This is a genomic window from Serratia sp. 14-2641 (genome assembly GCF_001692375.1).
GTDB lineage: Bacteria > Pseudomonadota > Gammaproteobacteria > Enterobacterales > Enterobacteriaceae > Chania > Chania fonticola_C.
Map to the genome: position 1 here is coordinate 26056 of NZ_LXKR01000026.1, position 15942 is coordinate 41997.

Sequence of the window (15942 nt, forward strand, 5' to 3'; positions counted from 1 at the left end):
AACCAGATCGGCACGGATACCCGGCCCCCTGTAAGTTTGCGCCGGAAAAGCAGCGCCTGCGGCGCATAAGGCGTAACAGACAGCGCTGCCGCGCTGTTCTCTTCAGCCTTATGGTTTCGTTGATGCATACCGGGTGTTCCCTCTCTACCACGGCGAATTCCCTCCCTCTTACTTCTACCTTGCGCGCCTCCCCATGCTGGGGAACGAGCTGGCGTGAACGGAGCCAGGTAACCCTGTCTCCGCCCTTCGGGCTTTCATCTCTGACGCAAAATCTGTTGATATCGCACAAATAAATATCTTGCAGCAAGATTGCAGCAAGATATTTATTTGTGGTTTGACTTTCTGAAAGGATCGTATTTCTTGTATCTTATGTAACACAATGAAATGTATAGCTAACTTTATAAAATGATTGCAGCAATCTTGCAGCTAGATTTTGAGTTGTTGCAAGATTATATATAGCCTATATAATCATCATATTGCAGCAATCTTGCAGCAAGATAATGGGGGCGTTATGGCTTGGATTGTTGGATTTGTTTCACAAAAAGGCGGGGTAGGTAAGAGTACCCAGGCAAGGGCGTTGGCCCGTGAGGCTACCGAAGGAGGCATAAAAACCAAGATTGCTGACCTGGATACGGACCAAGCCACATCAGCGGATTGGCACCGGAGAAGGCTAGCCGCAAATCTGAAACCGGCTGCTTCTGTCGAGGTCTTTTCAACATCTGAGCAGGCGATTGCGGCAGCGGAAGGATTTGACCTGTTGATTATCGATGGCCCGGCGAGAGCCAGTAAAGGTACCTTGGAAATCGCAAAAGTGGCCGATTTGATTGTGCAACCGACGGGGGCCTCTCTTGATGATCTGATCCCTGCTATTAAAGTGTTTCATGGCCTCGTTAACGCCGGTATCCCCCGTGCTAAACTGGTCTTCTCACTTTGCCGCATTGGTACCGAAACGGAAGAGGCTGACGCAAGGGCATACATCCAGGAAGCCGGATACGAAACCCTGGACGGCTGCCTGGTCGAAAAGCCTGCCTACCGACTGGCACAGAACGCAGGATTGGCGGTAACCGAAACCCGCTTTAAAGGCCTCAGAGAACGCGCCGACAAACTTATCCAGGCGCTGATTGATAAAATAGGAGAGTAATTGCAATGGTCGATGTTTCTAAACTAAAGAAACGGGGAGGCCTGGGAACTCCTCCTACTCTTGATGAAGCGGCAACCAGCCTGACGGCACCAGAATTTGCCCCGGCACCGTTGGAAGATTCACCAACAGCGTTAACACCATCACCGGTGCCGGATGCTAGCAGTGCAAATCCTCCGGCCAAGAGCAAAGCACCAGCTCGGCAGATTTTTCGTGATGGACGTTCCGCCAGAACAACAAACCGCACACTGGCGTTTGCAACGCGGGTGACACCAGAGTTTGACAGAGAGATCCGCTACATTGCTGAGCGCGAGAACCTAAAGCTTGTTGAGGTACTGGAAAAGGGTATCGAAGCACTCAAAGAAAAACTGAATTACAAAAACCTGAAGTAAAACAATAGTCGTAACTATTATTGCAGCAATCTTGCAGCTAGATTGCTGCAATATTTTTGCATATATAATCTTGCTGCAATCTTGCAGCTAGATTGCAGCAAGATTTAAGTGTATAATACTCAGGTTGAGTATCTATGCTTGCTATGTAAATACTCAATGTGATTGTTTATGATGAGATAACTATGATTAACACTCGAATTGAGTGTTAAACTACAAGGGATAAATACTCGAGTTGAGTATTAACGGAGATGGCATGAAACTATTTTGTGATGATGGTTCAACGAACGTAAAACTGGCATGGTTCGAAGCAGGCACGTTAATAACGTCGGTGTCTGTAAATTCGTTTCGTAACGGTTGGAAAGTCGATGGTCTGGGAAGCCGTAAAACGTACAACTACAGCCTTGATGGCCATAAGTACACCTATGATCCGGTAAGCGAAGCGGCAATCAGTACCACGCACATCGAGTACCAATATACCGACTCAAATGTGTTGGCTGTGCATCATGCGTTGCTCAATAGCGGTCTGGAGCCACAGGAAATCTCACTCACGGTGACGTTACCTATCAGCGAATACTACACGGCTGATTGCCAGAAAAATGAACTTAACATCGAGCGCAAGATCAAGAACCTTTTGCGACCGGTTAACCTGAATAAGGGTGAGGCCTTCACTATCACCTCGGTGGACGTGATGCCTGAATCATTGCCGGCAGTCTTTACACGTCTGGTCAGTGACAACGTAGGTGAGTTTGAAAAGTCATTGGTCATCGACCTGGGCGGGACAACGCTCGATGTCGGGGTGATTGTCGGCCAGTTCGATGATGTGTCTGCCGTACACGGGAATTCTAAAATCGGTGTGTGTCAGGTAACCAATGCGACCCTGACGGCCCTCAGAATGGCCAGCAGTGACACAAGCCCGATGATCGCTGACGAACTCATCAAGAAGCGCCATGACGCCACGTTTTTCAGTCAGGTTGTCAATGATGAAAGCAAGCAGTCATTGGTGCGGGATACGATAGAAACGGCGATCCACAAATTGGGTGAGCATGTCGTTGACGATTTGACTAAATTCCGCAACGTGAACAGGGTTTACATTGTTGGCGGAGGTGCAACACTGATAGCACCTGCTGTAAGCAAGTTTTGGGCGCATCTTGGCGATAAAGTGGTACTGATGGATGAGCCTCAAACCGCGCTTGTTAAAGCAATAGCCCGATTTAAAGGAGAGTGAACATGGAGCCTGATGATATGGAGGGAAGAAAAAAAATCTCTCTCTATCTGCATCCGGAAGAATTGTCAGACCGCATGGCGCTTGACCAGGTCGATACTGTTCCACGCAAAAAAAGAGGGGAACTGTATCGGCATGCACTGATCGCCGGGTTGGCATTGCATCAGCTGGATCAAAGGCTACCTGAGTTACTGACCCTGTTGTTCACCAGGACGCTGACACCGGATGAGGTGATCAACCAGCTGGCTGCAATGACAGGGTGGAAGCCATCGCAGGTACAGATCAAGGATGTGCTTGCCGCGCTTAACATGGAAATTCCCAGGGAACCATCAGGGCCAGAGCCTGATGAAAAGGTGAATGTTGAACTTGTCAGGACAAAACTGCAGGGGCTTTTATGACAGACTTACTGGAAGGTGATTTTCGCGCTGGCAAATGAGAATAGTATTTTCATTAAAGGGGAATGCTCCCCAGCTGGCTGAAAGTTACACGCCAGCGTTTGCTGGCGTTTACTTTATCACGGCAACCGGGAGATCCTTCCAGCGTGTCGTATAGGCAGGGGAGAGCATCTCCTGCTTCATTTTCCAGCCTTTGTTGATACCTTGACCCGCAAACCATATCTTGCCCATCCCCGTTGCGTTGATGTGATCCACAACCGTCATCAGTTTCTCACTGTTCGCCCTGGGCGGTAAATCGTCAAACAGGTCTATCTGTCCGGGCCGGTGACAAAAGTCATTCAGGATGATGCCGGCTTTTTGGTACCGGTACCCGTCGCGCCAGATTTGCTCCAGGGCTTTCATCGCGGCCGCAACGATATCACGTGTATCTTGCGTGGCCAGCATCAGTACCTGGTTCGCATTATTCCCGTAATACGGATCATTGGCGTATGGACTGGTGCGTAGAAATACGCTGACGTGTCGGCAGTATTGCCGTTCCTCACGCAGTTTTTCTGCGGCGCGTTCTGCATATTGGCAGACCGCCTGCCGCATGTCCTGCAGCTGCGTGACGCGTTCGCCAAAGCTGCGGCTGCAGATGATTTGCTGCTTTGCTGGCAGGGTATCGATCGAGATGCACGCGGTACCGTTGAGCTCACGAACGGTACGTTCTACCACTACGCCAAAGGTTCTTTTCATCAACTGCAGGTTGGCATCGGCCAGCTGCAGCACCGTTTCTATTCCCATCACTCTGAGCTTGGCCGAAAGCTTGCGGCCTATGCCCCACACCTCCTCGATCGGGAGCAATGCCATCAGCTTGCGCTGCCGTTGCCGATCGCTCAAATCCACCACGCCGCCAGTCGCTGGCCACGTTTTTGCTGCGTGGTTGGCCAGCTTTGCCAGTGTGCGGGTTTGGGCTATGCCAATGCCACAGCTCAACCCGGTTTGCTGCTTTACCGTCGTTCGAACGCGCTGGCCAAAAGCGAGGAATGGCTCACAGGTGTTAATGCCGGTGATGTCCAGGAAGGCTTCATCAATCGAGTAAATCTCCAGTTTCGGTGCCAGGGCTTCCAGCACGGACATGGTGCGGGCACTGATATCGCCGTAAAGCGTATAGTTACTGCTGAACGTCGCTACCTGGTACCGGGTGATCAGCGATTTCATTTGGAAATAGGGGGCACCGCGTTTAATACCCAGCGCTTTCGCCTCGCGGTTGGCCGCCACGATCGCACCATCATTATTACTGAGCACGATCACCGGTTTACCCTTCAGGTCTGGCCGAAACAGCTGCTCACAGCTGGCATACATCGAATTGACATCACAGAGCAGGTACATGGCCAACTCAACGGAAGGTATGAATGCCGTGTATCACGACACCAAATATATCCAGATCGTCTGGATCAACATAAATCGGGCTGTAGGCAGCATTCATTGGCTGCAGGCAGAGTTGGGGGTGAACACACAGACGCTTGACCGTAAATTCACCACCCACAGAGGCAACTACAATATCGCCGTGCCGTGGTTCCAGGGCTTTATCAACGATCAGCAGATCGCCGGAGAGAATACCCGTCTCAATCATGGATTCACCTTCAGCACGAACGAAATAAGTCGCTGAAGGATGGTGAATTAAAAACTGATTCAGATCCAGCTGGGCTTCTATCCAGTCTTGGGCTGGGCTGGGAAAACCTGCAGGGCAACTTTCTCCAAACAGAGGGAGCGAAAGCCGGCTTTCAGTCAGGGCAGCGATCAGTTCTGCTTTCATCTTTTATTGAAACCTTGAATATATACTGTATGAATTAACAGTATTATGAATGCCGTTTTGGCCAAATAGCAAGGTGGCCAGGGAGCCAATCAGGTAGGTGGATGTTTTGCCATTGAAAATAGTTTCTTTGCAAATTAATGACTGGCTCAGCAAAAACCGCAGGGCCAGGGTAGCAAGGGGATATCCGGGGACGATCGGCAGGGTAGCAGGGCCAGGAAAGGAACTGCCGGAAGAAAAAACCGTGTTGGCCCCCAGGGGCTTCCCGCCCGTTCCGGTCGGCGCGTCGCCTGCATTCCGCTAAGCCCGTCAATTGACGGCCTAAGCTCCACGGAGCCACGGGCCGTGTCTCCGCCTTCGGTAGCAACCGAGGCTGGATGGAAGGTCAACACCAAGGTCAGGGGCGCGCTTGCAGCGGCCAGGGCCGCGCCGCTTTCACTGCCCTGCGGTAAATCAGCAGGGCGCTGAGGGGCAACGCCGTTTCGCGCCCGCGCGTTTCGTCGTTGCGGCGGGTTCCTGCTCGTTTCATTACCTGGATATCTTCACCCATTTGAGTTCTTTCGCCGGGGCTGAGACAAGCACAACCCGTCTTGCTGTCCAGGGGCCGGCCTTGCCTTTCGCAATAAATTTTTCCCGGCCATTTCATTAGACCGAAAAAAATTTCCCGCTCACCCCCAGACATCTTCACCGGGCCATGCTCGTTTCGCCCTTTGCGGCGAACGACTCTCAAACGGGTGAAGGTAATACCCAGCGGGAAAGTCCAGCAGGTCCCCGCAATAACATCAAAACCGCGGCCCCGACAACTCAACGGGTGATGGTTTTCAAAAGCGAAAGCTCAACGGAAATAAGGAGATTCATCATGGCAGAACGTGGCGTAAACAAAGTGATTTTGGTCGGCAATCTGGGTCAGGCTCCCGAAATTCGTTATATGCCCAATGGGGGCGCGGTAGCCAATCTGACGTTGGCAACTTCCGAAACATGGCGCGACAAGGCAACGGGCGAACAAAAAGAAAAAACCGAATGGCATCGCGTCGTCTTGTTCGGAAAGCTGGCCGAAGTGGCCGGGGAATACCTGAGCAAAGGCTCAAAGGTCTATATCGAGGGGCAACTGCAAACCCGCAAATGGCAGGACGAACAGGGTGGCGATCGCTACACCACCGAAATCGTGGTGAAGGTCAATGGCACCATGCAAATGCTGGGCGGCGGCGAGCGTCAGACCAGCGGCAATGCACCTCAACCTCCGGCTGCCGCGCAGCCAGCAGCCAGCAGCGCACCGGCCAAGGGCAAGCGTACTGGTAAAGGGAAAGGTACGTCAAAGGGAACAGATGCCGCGCAAGCACCATCAGCGCCACCATCGCAGCCGCAAGGTGGTCAATACCCGCCGATGGATTTTGAAGACGATATCCCGTTTTGAAGATGACCTTTTCGCCCTGTGCAAGCAGGGCATCACTAACAGGAGTTTATAGCCAATGACTGACCAGACCGATCAACACGTGCTGTTACCGGAAGGCACGTTTACGCATGAAGAGGCCTGCGCTGTAACAGCTGCCTACAGCAATATCACCATCGAAAACTATCAAGGGGGGCAATTTCAGCTCGTTATCAGGGACAACGGCCACTTGGTCAAGCGTTATTGGAATTTTGAACCCGATGCCGGTTATTGGCTGAATCGCGGTATCACGGATTACGGTGTGAAAAAGCAGTAAGCAAAAGGGTGCCGGACGTGAGCCGTCCGGCAGACAGTAGTCAATACATAAGGAGTCTCAACTATGTCAGTTACCGAGTCTAAAGCAAAAACATCTAAGAAAGCTAGCAGTAAGGCGAAAGAAAAAGCCGTGTCTAAAGAACTGGTTACCCTGCTCGAGAGTACGCCAGTTGTTCTGGTGCCATTCTCTCAATTGGCCGATACCGAGCTGAACACACGTATCGTTCCGCATACGGACAAGGAAATTCGCGGGTTGGCCGACAGCATCAAGGGTGTGGGCATTCTGCAAAACCTGATTGTCATCGAATTGCCTGACGGCCAACTGGGCGTTGTCGGGGGCGGGGGCCGCAAAAAGGCTACCGCGCTATTGGTGAGCGAAGGGCTTATCGATGCCGATCAACCGTTTGTGCCTGTGAAGGTAGTTCCACGTGAACTGGCGGTTGCTGCATCGATGACAGAAAACGGCCAGCGTAAATCAATGCACCCCGCCGAACAGATCATCGGCTTCCGTACGCTTTCCGAAGAGGGGAATACTCCAGCGCAGATCGGTGACCTGCTGGGATATGGCGCCCGTCATGTACAGCGCATGCTGAAATTGGCCGGGTTGGCTCCATCGATCCTTGATGCATTGGCCAAAGACGAACTCACAACCGAGCACTGCCATGTGTTGGCGCTGGAAAATAGCCATGAGCGCCAGTTGCAGGTTCTGGATATGGCCAAAGAGAACAGCTACAACGGCAAGCCCCAAATTCATCAAATACGCAGCTTGATAACCGCCAGTGAAGTCCAGATCAGCGGCAGCGGGAAGTTTGCATTTGTCGGAGCCAATGCTTTTGAGGACAGCCAGATCCGCCGTGATCTGTTTAGCGAGGACGATGGTGGCTATGTCGATAAAGTCCTGCTTGATACGCACCTCGTTAACAAGCTGGAGATAGTTGCCCATGCCCTACAGGAAAACGAAGGATGGGCATGGTGTCTGCATCGGATGGATCGCGTGGAACGCTATGGCGAGGATGCACAGACGTACAGCTTTTTGCCTACCCCAGCACCGTTGTTTACCAAAGAAGAACAGGCCCGACTGGACACGCTGACAGCCGCGCTGCAAGAGGTTGAAACCCACGACGATGAATATGAGATCCAGCAACAGATTGAAGACCTTGAATCGGCTGTAGCGATCCGTGCGTGGACACCTGAGCAGAAAGCACAGGCTGGGGTGGTCGTGTCCTTTGAGGATGATGAGGTTTGCATTCAGCGCGGTGTTCTTCTTCGGGAACAGAAGGAGGGGACAGAGGGGGCCAAAGCAGACAGCGAGACTCGAACATCATCTGGCATCACTTATACCCGCCAACCCGAACCGGTGGACGACATCAGTTTACCGTTGCTGACCAAAATGTCATCGGAGCGGACGCTTGCAGTGCAGGCAGCGGTAGTACAACAGACACCAAAGGCCGTTGCATTGCTGGCATGGACGTTGTGCCGTGACTTGTTATCGCATCATTGGGGGGCGACGTCTGCGTTAAAAGCGTCATTGCGTTGCTCTCACAATAGCTTGCTGGAAAATGCGCCGTCAGGCAAAGAGGGTACGGCTTATCTTGCTCTCAAAGCAGAAATCGAGCGTGTCACAGCCATGTTGCCGGACGGTTGGGATCGTGACTTTACCACCTTCTTTACGTTGAAAGGGGAGCAGTTGCTTTCCATCCTCGGTTTATGTGCGGCTTGCGGGTTGGATGGTGTACAGACCCGTGAATGTGGGCATACGACACGCAGTCCGCTCGATGCGGTGGAAACGGCGTTTGATTTCGAACTGCGTGACTGGTGGCAACCGACAAAAGCCAATTTCTTTGACCACCTGAAAAAACCACAAATTGTCGAGTTCCTGAATGAAGCGGGTTTCACCGGTGCGGCAAGTGATGCGGAGAAGATGAAGAAAGGGGACGCCGCAGAGTTGGCCGAAGAACGGATGGCAAGTAACCGTTGGGTGCCAGTGTGGATGACCGCGCCTCAACCTAAAGAGGCCCCTGTCGACGATCCTGCCAACGCAGAAAATGTTGAAGGTGAAACCCATTCCGACGAAACAGCCACCACTGACGCTGCCTGATAACTGGAGCTGCCGCCCGAAAGGGCGGCTGATAACACGATGACCAAAGAAGAAAAATTCACGTTAGCCAAGCTGCAAGCCTTTACCGCCACCGATTTTGAACAGTACCGCGAACGCGGCGAGGAGGCACGCTTGCGGTTATCCAGTGCAGTGATCGCAGCGCTGGGTTTGCCTGACTGCTGGCAGATCGATTGCGAACACCGGCAAGAATGGTGCGGGGTACACCCGGTGCATCTGCGCCTGTCTCATGTGTCTGCACCACGGGTGCCGATCGATATCATCAGTCCGAGCCATGAGTCCCCGTACTGGTATGGGCGACTGTGGTTTGAAGACGCGGGATCGGTGGTCTGGTTCTACAGTGCCGACAGTTTTAACCCGGAAGCGATAAGGGCGATGATCGCACGACTGGATGAGTATATTCGTGCCGGTTATACCGAATCGAATGGATTGGCAGCGGCACTGCGCATGGGAGGGCATGGCGTATGATCCCGACTCACTTGTCACTCGTTCCCGTCAGCCCATTCCAGTTGGCTGCAATTCAAGCCATTGCCAGTGTAGAAGCCAAGCAGGATGCGGGGCGGAGTTTACCCACGTATCCCTATGCCAAAGCGTTGTTTCGCTCCCTCAATGAGGGGCGTGGCAAGATAACGGCGATGGATATCTGGAGCATCGATACCAGCTACAATCCCAGGGAGCGGCAGGGTTCGACCAAGCAACGCTATATCGAGGCACTGGATGTGCTGATATCCAGCCGGGGAGAACGGTGCCCGATGCCGTTGCCTGATAGCCTCGTGAGAACGTTTTTCCCCGAAACGCGCTTGCGCCATCAGGAACGGCGATACAAGCGAGCGGATTTGCAGGCGGATCGCCAACAACGGCAACAAGAAAGGACGAGGCTGCAAAAACGCCGACGTTACCAAACTCAAGTGGCACAAGCTGAAATTGAACTGGCCTTTACGACGCCGAGTGAACTGGCTGCATGGTACAAACGTCAGGAGCGGCAGGGGATTTATGACGATGAGCTGATCGGGATGGTTCAGGCATGGGGCCAGCGGTTTACGCGTCTGCATCGGGATGCATTCTACCTCGGCAGTCCATTGTGGGCGATTGTCAAAGAGATGCGGGGTGAACTGGAGAGCCGGTCGGTGATAGATCAATGGCTGGATACGCTTATGCTGCCCAACAAACTGGCAGGCAAACCGTGAGCGGATGGTGCTACTCGTTGCGCTGGCGGTATCCCCATCGCGTCTGTCCGGGGGAAACGGTGCTGGTATCCGTGGATGTTGCTGCGGGTGCGCCAGTGCCTGCCAGTATCATGGAGCTGTTTGTGCCGGGCGGTGATTATGCCGTGTCGCTGGATTTTCTCGACGTGCGCCCTATTCGCCGCTGGAGTCCAGAACGCAAGGCGCAGGCACGCCAGCGCAATCTGGAACGTAGGGTAATGAACGTCGCGCCACTGTTTGCCGATGAGTTGATCGCGCGTGAGCTGTCCAATAGGCCAGATTACTTCAAGGGCAAATGAATACTATACTGAATACAATGCTATTTTCAGTCGCCAGAGGGAGGTGGGTATGTGGAAATACCTAAGACGTAAGATCGCGAACAACCCCAGAGTGCAAAAAATGTCGCCAGCACAGCGAAAAAGTGTTGGCGGGAAGTTCATTATCTACAGCACCCTGCTGTTGCTTATCCCCTTCACCGGCATGCTGTTGTCATACAGTAGCGCACTGGTGCATATCACCTTTCAAGTGATCTGGGCCGTTTCCATGATCCTTGGTTGCGTGATTGCCTTTGAATCTGAGCCTGAGTCGGGTACCAGGGCAAAATGACGTTGGCCAGGGCGGGAAGGTCAAGAACAGACGGCACCTGCGGTGCCGTTTTTTCCCGTACTTTCCTGCCTCATTCGTTTCTTCTCCTGGTGAACTGTTATCCCGGAATTGCTGTTTAGACCTCTCTTCTTCCTGAACAACCCTCTTTACCTTGTCTTTCTCATTGTCATTTCTCCGATCGTTTCCATTCCATGCTGTTGGTGTCGCATCTCTTTGGCCCAAAAGCAGGTCCTGGATACCTTCGGCTTCCAGGCGTTGCCTGGTCGTCACCCCTACTCAGCTAACCCGGCCAAAATATGCCGGGCAAGCTTCGCCGAACCCCGCATAAAAAGCGGGGTTCGGGCCTGAAGGCTAGGGTCTGATATCTAACGGCCAGGTCAAGGGCAGCAGCTGGCCAGGGCCAGCGCGTTCACTGCCCCGCGGTAAAGCTGCAGGGCGCTAAGGACGTCCCGCCGTTCCGTCGTGCCGGGTGTGTTCATACTGTTGCCCTGGTGATCCCTCTCTCGTTTAGTTCTTCGCGGATGGCTGTTTGTAGCACCATTCCCGTTCAGAAAACAAAGGAAGGTGAACGCCGTAAACGGCCCTTTGTTTTCTGCCCAGGCCTGTTGCTCCTTACGCCATTTGCCGCGTGAGACCTAACCGAAAGATGGACTAACCACCTGATAAGGGGAAAAACAGCATGAACACACAAAACGTCAACGTCAAAACCGCCACGCAAGATCCTCCCAAAAGATGGGTAAAAAAACTACGCGCTTTCGCCTATCAAGAGCAGGGCCGTTTTGTCGTGAAATATACCGCCTACAGCCTTCGTGGAGTCTTTAGCACGCATCATCGGTATTTTATCTTTGCAAAAAGCAGGCTGGATGCAGCTTTCAAATTCGGCTTGCTTGCGCCAAAGGAAAGCGACTTTGTTGTGGATGCCGTGGATGTGCAGGTGCCTATACAAGACGTCTGTATCAGCACAACAGGCTATCACTTTACAGTTGATGCCGATCAGTGGCGATGTCTGGAAAACGGCGAGTTCGTGGAAGTGGCACGCGATGGCGATATCTGGAACGCCGAACGTACGTACGCATTACCCCTCTATGGCCATTTGCAACACGATGACTAACAAGTAGGGTTTCCCCTGCCTTCTCTAGCTGGTTTACCCCTGAGAAAGTTAGACCGGCTTTCACTGTCAAATATGGAGATAAGCCTATGTCACAACTGAGTTTTAACGATTTATGCAGCGCGTTCGAAAGCGTATCAGCACAAACCAAGCCCGTACCGATCAAGAAACCGCTCAGCCCAGTACCGCCCCGCATGATCATGCCAGATGTAGCCCGAAAGCAATTTATCAGCGTCTTTGCTCACACAGCGCAAAATATGCGGCGTTGGGACGTTTTTCGTGACTTCATTACACTGGCGGCCAGTGAGCTGGATATGGCTCGCATCCGAACGCCTGAAAATATCGAGCGTAGCCGCCAGATTTGCGACGGTTACACGGCTGCTGATCACGACAATATGAAAAAACTGTTTTGCCTGATGGTCACCGCCCTGGAAGGTGAATTTCATGATTTTCTGGGGTCAATATTCATGGAGCTGGAACTTGGCTCCGATCAGATGGGCCAATTTTTTACGCCATATCATATCCAATTGATGATGGCGAAAATGCTGACTGGAGATATTGCGGCAGTAGTCCAGAAAAAGGGCTGGATAGAGCTGCATGAGCCAGCATGCGGCGCTGCGGGTATGGTGCTGGCCTATGCTCAATGCATGCTGGAAGCGGGGCTAAATCCTTCCGAACACCTGTATGTCGAGTGCATCGATATTGATCCTATTGCCGCTGATATGGCTTTCATCCAGTTGAGCCTGCTCGGGATCGCTGCCAAGGTGATCACCGGCAATGCATTGACCACGAAATTCACCCGCGTTCGCTATACGCCGACTTACTACATCAAGGAATGGGAAGGCCGGTTGGCTCTGCGGCAGAGTGTGGAGGCGCTGGCAAAGATTATGCAGCAGGCGACCAAAACGGCGGTTTTGAGCTGAGATTTGAGCATTAATAATGCCGGTCAAGGCAGTTTATAGCCCTGTTATGCCCAGCGGGAAGGGGGGACCCTCCCCGCTTTAATGCTATAAAATGAGTCCCGTGGTGGGACTAAAACCTTGATTAATCCCAATTTGGGACTATAATAAACAGTATGAAAATCATATCCGTTAAGACATTAAAAGATTTTTGGGATGAATATCCCGATGCCGAGCAGCCGCTGAAAGCATGGGTAGATGAGGCCGTCAAAGCGAACTGGCGTACCCCGGCAGAGATTAAAGAACAGTACCGCAGCGCCAGCATTCTGAAGAACAGGCGGGTGGTATTCAATATCAAAGGAAACGACTACAGGTTAATCGTAGCGATTGCCTACCAGCGGGGATGGATGTTTGTGAAATTCATCGGCACGCACCGCAAATACGATGCCATCGATGCTGAAACTGTAGAACTGGAGTAAAACGATGCAAATTAAACCGATCCGTAACGAAGCTGATTATAACGCAGCACTAAAAGCGGTTTCACCCCTCTTTGATAACGAGCCAGAAATAGATACGCCCGAAGGGGACTATTTTGAAGTCATGTGCCTGCTGATTGAAGAATACGAAAAGAAGCACTATCCCATTGAGCCTCCTCACCCCATCGAGGCGATAAAGTTCCGGATGGAGCAACAGGGCTTGACGGTCAAAGACTTGGAGCCAGCGATCGGCAGGGCAAACCGTGTGTATGAAGTCCTGAACGGTACACGAAAACTCACCTTGCCGATGATCCGTAACCTGCACAAGCAATTCAATATCCCGCTGGAAAGTCTGGTTGGCGTGTAATTTTCCGCAACAGGCAGCTACAGGTGTAGAACATCCATCCTGTGGTTGCTGCCCAGGTTTACCCCTATACGGCGCGCAAGCACGGGCGGCAAAAAGCCAAAGAGAGGACGGCGCCTGCGGCGCCGTTCTTCTCTCTGCCGCTCCAGGGGGGATTGATTATCTTCCTCTCTGATCTTCTTCCAGGTCATCTCTCTTTCCTGATTATCTTCTTCCGACACCGATGGTATTGCAGCTGGCTGGCGAGAAACTAAATCAACGGCTGTTTGGATACCTTCGGCTCCCAGGCGTTGCCTGGTCGTCACCCCTACTCAGCTAACCCGGCCAAAAATGCCGGGTAAGCTTCTGCCGAACCCCGCAAGCGGGTTTCGGGCCTACGGCTAGGGTCTGATATCTAACGGCCAGGTCAAGGGCTGCAGCTGGCCAGGTGGCCAGCGCGTTTCACTGCCCTGCAAAAGGCTGCAGGGCGCTAAGGTCGCCACGGCGTTTCGCCGTGTCGGGTGTGTGCATATTGCTACTACCGTGTCAGTCACACCCACTGAGTCCCTCGCCCCGCTAAAAACTACCTTCCAGGCGTCTGAAGTCAAATCTGTCGCCGGCACCCGTTCGCACTCCCTGCGGTCGCTTGCGCTGCGGCTTTGTCGCCAAATTTGACTTCATCCTCATCCCTGGAAGGTCAGTTTAGCGGTTGCGGCGAGGGGCTCAGTGGGATGTGACAATAAACACTAACGGGAGAAATAACATGCACACACAAAACGTCAAGGTCAACGTCAACAGCGCGACGGAAGCTAGCAGGGTATGTGAAAGGACAACACCTCGATTTGATGGTTTTGTCTGCAACNTTCAATCACGTCACCCGTTTGATGTTATCAGCGGTGACGTGGTGATCCAACGGCTGGAAAAAGATGCCAATAAAGGGTGTGGCAGCTATTACGAAATTTACGAATCACGCCTACTGGCTATGGCGATGAACTGGATGGAAAGATTAACGCTAACAGATCGCCCGGTGTTTATGGGCGCGGCAACGAAGCGGGGGATCATGCTGACACTGGCCGAAGAACAACGCGCACAGGCCTCAAGTGATGAACTGATGGCCGAGCTGGCTGCCGATTACTGATTTTTTTAACCCGGTGGCGGCGTATTGCTGCCGCCCCGCACTGGAAGGAAAAAAACCATGCACTTAAATCTGACTGAATCATCTGCTGCTCTGGGTATGAATGCCAGCACGGAAACCGATCGCGCCTATTGGCAGAGCCGTGAAAAAGCAGCGGTGAAAAAGCCGGTTGAAATTGACGTTCATCGGTTCCATGACGCGTTAGGCGCGATATACCCGATTAATTGGTCATGCAGCGAAGATGGTGAGTGTGAAACGTTTATGTCAGCTGAGATGTATTGCGGCAACGTTACCGAAATTTACACCCGGATCGGAGTTCGTTACTTCGAGATGCGGGATTACAGCAACCTGAGCCACGCGAAGATCCTGGCCAGCGTTAAGGAGGCGTTTGGTTTAAGCCAGAAATGAAAAAAGCAGGGTTTCCCCTGCCTTCTCTAGCTGGTTTACCCCTGAGAAAGTTAGACCAGCTTCCAATAATCAACATGGAGATAAAGCCATGAATATTGAAGTCTCAATCATTGCACCATCTGCGCTGTATGTAAAGCAATTGGAGATCCAAAACGAGCATCCGAAAAAACCGGTTCGCATTCTACGCCGTGACATTTCCGCCAGTGATCTCAATCCGGAAATGCTCGACTTGGGTTTCCATATCCCCCAGTCCCACCACCAAGTCAAGTCCGTCCGTCTTTCTACTATGCGTGGGAGGGATTGGGGGCACGTTCTACTTGTTCTTCAGCTTACACGGGCGTTCGCCTGATTTAACGCGCCGCCCCTAGTGGGCGGCTTTTTTTGGCTATTCATCACCCGTTTGGAATGGTGCCCACGTCGGCGCCGCAAAAACCATAATAAGCAGCTGCTGCGGCTGCGCCGCAGCGGTGGCTTCTTTTGCTGCATTTTCTCAGCGTATGGCGGGCGGGCTGGATCTGAATTGACCACAAGGTATTGATACTAAATTTCTTCCTCTTCATCTCACTACTTTCCTTAGTAATACCACGTCGTTGGATCAACAGATTTCTGGCCCAAAATCACGTCTACGGCAGTCTGGATACCTTCGGCTCCCAGGCTTTGCCTGGTCGTCACCCCTACTCAGCTAACCCGGCAAAAACATGCCGGGCAAGCTTCGCCGAACCCCGCAAGCGGGTTTCGGGCCTACGGCTAGGGTCTGATATCTAACGGCCAGGTCAAGGGCTGCAGCTGGCCGGGGGCCAGCGCGTTCACTGCCCTACGATAGGGCAGTAGGGCGCTAAGGTCGCCACGGCATTTCGCCGTGTCGGGTGTGTGCATATTGCTACTGCCGTGTCAGTCACACCCGCTGAGTCCCTCGCCCCGCTAAAAACTACCTTCCAGGCGTCTGAAGTCAAATCTGTCGCCGGCACCCGTTCGCACTCCCTACGGTCGCTTGCGCTG

At 52.6% G+C, this 15942-nt stretch carries 22 protein-coding genes; 18 read left to right on the top strand and 4 right to left on the bottom strand.

The features are described 5' to 3' along the window. Positions 1-511 precede the first annotated feature (511 nt). The 4 genes from A6U95_RS10170 to A6U95_RS10185 all read left to right on the top strand — a co-directional run bounded on the left by A6U95_RS10170 (position 512) and on the right by A6U95_RS10185 (position 3150). Positions 512-1141 (top strand): ParA family protein, encoded by a 630-nt coding sequence (locus A6U95_RS10170; protein WP_065684391.1) that lies wholly within the window; start codon positions 512-514, stop codon positions 1139-1141. A gap of 5 nt (positions 1142-1146) precedes the next feature. Continuing rightward, positions 1147-1530, top strand: a complete 384-nt coding sequence (locus A6U95_RS10175; protein ID WP_065684392.1) for a hypothetical protein — start codon at positions 1147-1149, stop codon at positions 1528-1530. A 253-nt stretch (positions 1531-1783) separates the two neighbouring features. Continuing rightward, positions 1784-2755: a plasmid segregation protein ParM domain-containing protein gene (gene parM, locus A6U95_RS10180; protein WP_065684393.1), complete on the top strand. Its 972-nt coding sequence runs from the start codon at positions 1784-1786 to the stop codon at positions 2753-2755. A 2-nt stretch (positions 2756-2757) separates the two neighbouring features. Beyond that, on the top strand, positions 2758-3150 hold the full coding sequence (locus A6U95_RS10185) for a plasmid partitioning/stability family protein (protein ID WP_065684394.1): 393 nt from the start codon (positions 2758-2760) through the stop codon (positions 3148-3150). Positions 3151-3258: 108 nt separating this feature from the next. Here the strand turns inward: A6U95_RS10185 and umuC are convergent, their stop codons facing one another. From umuC to A6U95_RS31690, 3 genes are all read right to left on the bottom strand, one after another. Beyond that, entirely contained in the window at positions 3259-4518 is a 1260-nt protein-coding gene (gene umuC / locus A6U95_RS10190) for a translesion error-prone DNA polymerase V subunit UmuC (RefSeq protein ID WP_065684395.1), read from the bottom strand. 7 nt (positions 4519-4525) lie between these two features. Further along, positions 4526-4945 carry a translesion error-prone DNA polymerase V autoproteolytic subunit gene (gene umuD, locus A6U95_RS10195; protein ID WP_065684396.1) on the bottom strand — a complete coding sequence of 140 codons (420 nt, stop codon included), beginning with the start codon at positions 4943-4945 and terminating at the stop codon, positions 4526-4528. 394 nt (positions 4946-5339) lie between these two features. Further along, entirely contained in the window at positions 5340-5471 is a 132-nt protein-coding gene (locus A6U95_RS31690; RefSeq protein WP_256388585.1) for a hypothetical protein, read from the bottom strand. 330 nt (positions 5472-5801) lie between these two features. Between A6U95_RS31690 and A6U95_RS10200 the strand changes: the two genes are divergently transcribed. The 14 genes from A6U95_RS10200 to A6U95_RS10265 all read left to right on the top strand — a co-directional run bounded on the left by A6U95_RS10200 (position 5802) and on the right by A6U95_RS10265 (position 15292). Beyond that, the gene (locus A6U95_RS10200) at positions 5802-6356 is read left to right on the top strand and encodes a single-stranded DNA-binding protein (RefSeq protein ID WP_065684397.1); all 555 of its coding nucleotides are present in this window, start codon (positions 5802-5804) and stop codon (positions 6354-6356) included. Between the two features lie 55 nt (positions 6357-6411). Then, a complete protein-coding gene (locus tag A6U95_RS10205; RefSeq protein WP_065684398.1) occupies positions 6412-6648 on the top strand; it encodes a DUF905 family protein in 237 nt (78 codons plus the stop codon). Between the two features lie 63 nt (positions 6649-6711). Continuing rightward, complete coding sequence (locus A6U95_RS10210; protein WP_065684399.1) at positions 6712-8745, top strand: ParB/RepB/Spo0J family partition protein; 2034 nt, start codon at positions 6712-6714, stop codon at positions 8743-8745. Positions 8746-8784: 39 nt separating this feature from the next. Next, positions 8785-9231 carry a conjugation system SOS inhibitor PsiB family protein gene (locus A6U95_RS10215; protein WP_065684400.1) on the top strand — a complete coding sequence of 149 codons (447 nt, stop codon included), beginning with the start codon at positions 8785-8787 and terminating at the stop codon, positions 9229-9231. After that, positions 9228-9950: a plasmid SOS inhibition protein A gene (locus A6U95_RS10220; RefSeq protein ID WP_065684401.1), complete on the top strand. Its 723-nt coding sequence runs from the start codon at positions 9228-9230 to the stop codon at positions 9948-9950. Before A6U95_RS10215 ends, A6U95_RS10220 begins: the two co-directional genes overlap by 4 nt. Further along, positions 9902-10267 carry a theronine dehydrogenase gene (locus tag A6U95_RS10225; RefSeq protein WP_065684402.1) on the top strand — a complete coding sequence of 122 codons (366 nt, stop codon included), beginning with the start codon at positions 9902-9904 and terminating at the stop codon, positions 10265-10267. The genes A6U95_RS10220 and A6U95_RS10225 overlap by 49 nt, the downstream gene beginning before the upstream one ends. Before the next feature lie 49 nt (positions 10268-10316). Continuing rightward, complete coding sequence (locus A6U95_RS10230; RefSeq protein WP_139102356.1) at positions 10317-10574, top strand: hypothetical protein; 258 nt, start codon at positions 10317-10319, stop codon at positions 10572-10574. Positions 10575-11253: 679 nt separating this feature from the next. After that, complete coding sequence (locus tag A6U95_RS10235) at positions 11254-11685, top strand: hypothetical protein (protein ID WP_065684404.1); 432 nt, start codon at positions 11254-11256, stop codon at positions 11683-11685. An 86-nt stretch (positions 11686-11771) separates the two neighbouring features. Beyond that, positions 11772-12605 carry an N-6 DNA methylase gene (locus A6U95_RS10240; RefSeq protein ID WP_065684405.1) on the top strand — a complete coding sequence of 278 codons (834 nt, stop codon included), beginning with the start codon at positions 11772-11774 and terminating at the stop codon, positions 12603-12605. Between the two features lie 152 nt (positions 12606-12757). Then, positions 12758-13060, top strand: coding sequence for a type II toxin-antitoxin system HigB family toxin (locus tag A6U95_RS10245; RefSeq protein WP_050313120.1), 303 nt, complete (start codon positions 12758-12760; stop codon positions 13058-13060). Between the two features lie 4 nt (positions 13061-13064). After that, complete coding sequence (locus A6U95_RS10250) at positions 13065-13424, top strand: transcriptional regulator (RefSeq protein ID WP_065684406.1); 360 nt, start codon at positions 13065-13067, stop codon at positions 13422-13424. 739 nt (positions 13425-14163) lie between these two features. Then, positions 14164-14538 (top strand): hypothetical protein, encoded by a 375-nt coding sequence (locus tag A6U95_RS10255; protein WP_065684407.1) that lies wholly within the window; start codon positions 14164-14166, stop codon positions 14536-14538. Between the two features lie 57 nt (positions 14539-14595). Continuing rightward, positions 14596-14943, top strand: a complete 348-nt coding sequence (locus tag A6U95_RS10260; protein WP_065684408.1) for a hypothetical protein — start codon at positions 14596-14598, stop codon at positions 14941-14943. Positions 14944-15031: 88 nt separating this feature from the next. Then, positions 15032-15292, top strand: a complete 261-nt coding sequence (locus A6U95_RS10265) for a hypothetical protein (RefSeq protein ID WP_065684409.1) — start codon at positions 15032-15034, stop codon at positions 15290-15292. Between the two features lie 43 nt (positions 15293-15335). On the opposite strand, the gene A6U95_RS31005 is transcribed toward A6U95_RS10265, so the two are convergent. Beyond that, positions 15336-15503 carry a hypothetical protein gene (locus A6U95_RS31005; protein ID WP_158006208.1) on the bottom strand — a complete coding sequence of 56 codons (168 nt, stop codon included), beginning with the start codon at positions 15501-15503 and terminating at the stop codon, positions 15336-15338. Between the last annotated feature and the right edge of the window lie 439 nt (positions 15504-15942).